The organism is Yoonia sp. F2084L, from assembly GCF_023015625.1.
Lineage (GTDB): Bacteria > Pseudomonadota > Alphaproteobacteria > Rhodobacterales > Rhodobacteraceae > Yoonia.
Window position 1 is genome coordinate 1 of record NZ_JALKAH010000012.1, and the last position, 249, is coordinate 249.

Consider the following 249-nt stretch of genomic DNA (forward strand, 5'->3'; position numbering starts at 1 on the left):
AAATGATCATAGAAGGTGGCAGGGGCAATCGGCAGCACACGGCAGATTGGCTCGACCCCATATACAGCCCGGTGATCTTCTATGAACTGGATCATCGTTTCAGTGGGCGGTCGAGCTCCGCCTGAGCAAAATATGCGGAAGCCTTGCGAAGGATCTCATTGGCCTGCTTCAGTTCGCGAACTTCGCGCTCAAGCGCCTTCATCTTCTCGGCCTGCTCGGTCGCTAGGCCGCCGCGCTGGCCAGTATCAA

Annotated in this window: 1 pseudogene and 1 other annotated feature; the pseudogene reads right to left on the reverse strand. The window is 57.0% G+C overall.

The window, feature by feature from the left end:
- Nucleotides 1-249: pseudogene (locus tag MWU60_RS19465) on the reverse strand (IS3 family transposase); the annotation flags it as partial.
- Nucleotides 21-137, reverse strand: a sequence feature (AL1L pseudoknot). (Overlaps the previous pseudogene by 117 nt.)